Genomic DNA, 876 nt, shown 5'->3' with positions numbered 1-876 from the left:
GGGCTTATGAAGATACAGCTTTACCGATTGGGCACAACCAAACTATTTCCCAACCTTATATTGTTGCGAGAATGACTGAGTTGTTGCTGCAAACGGCGCCGCGTAGAGTTCTTGAACTTGGCACCGGCTCTGGGTATCAGGCGGCGGTCTTGGCTCAGTTGGTGGGTGAGGTCTATAGTGTTGAGAGAATTAATCCTCTGTTAGAAAAAGCGGTTCAACGCTTTAAGCTGCTAGGCTTGAATAATATCAGTACTCGTCATGCCGATGGCGGGATAGGCTGGCCGGAGCGTGGTTTGTATGACGCAGTGATTATGACGGCGGCGCCCACAGAAATTCCATTGGAGCTGGTTCGTCAGTTAAAAGAGGGCGGGCGGATGATTTTGCCTTTGGGAGATGCTCAACAAAGCTTAACTATTGTCACAAGAAAAGGCTCAAGTTATGAACAAAAGATAATTGAGCCTGCGATGTTCGTACCCTTTCTTCCAGGAACGATTCGCTAATAAATTTAAGATACAAAACGGCACCATAAAGAGGTAGATGTGAAAATAGATGGATGGGTTTTTATAAAGGGAGTGTTGATGGGTGCCGCTGATATTGTGCCGGGTGTTAGTGGTGGCACTATTGCTTTTATTACGGGTATTTATGAGCGCCTGCTACAAGCCTTAAATTCAATTCTTCCTACTTTGTTACTAGCATTAAAAAATAGAAGCTTAAAAGGAGTCTGGGAAAAGGCAGACGCCAGTTTTCTTCTTACTCTGTTTGTTGGCATTGTGACAAGCGCAATATCCTTGGCGAAGGTGATTACTTTTCTGCTGGCTAACTTTCCTATTCCTCTTTGGGCCGGCTTTTTTGGTCTCATCTTGGCGTCTGTATACA

At 45.0% G+C, this 876-nt stretch carries 2 protein-coding genes; both read left to right on the top strand.

Annotation, left to right across the window (positions count from 1 at the left end):
• Nucleotides 1–500, top strand: a 500-nt coding sequence (locus A3756_RS20845; RefSeq protein ID WP_068554518.1) for a protein-L-isoaspartate(D-aspartate) O-methyltransferase, incomplete at its 5' end; no start/stop codon positions are given.
• 78 nt (nt 501–578) lie between these two features.
• Nucleotides 579–876: DUF368 domain-containing protein (locus A3756_RS20840; protein ID WP_156490653.1), on the top strand; the 298-nt coding region annotated here is incomplete at its 3' end.

Source organism: Oleiphilus sp. HI0086, assembly GCF_001635225.1.
Note: the sequence above shows the minus strand (reverse complement) of the source record. Positions and strands in the feature narration are given on the sequence as shown.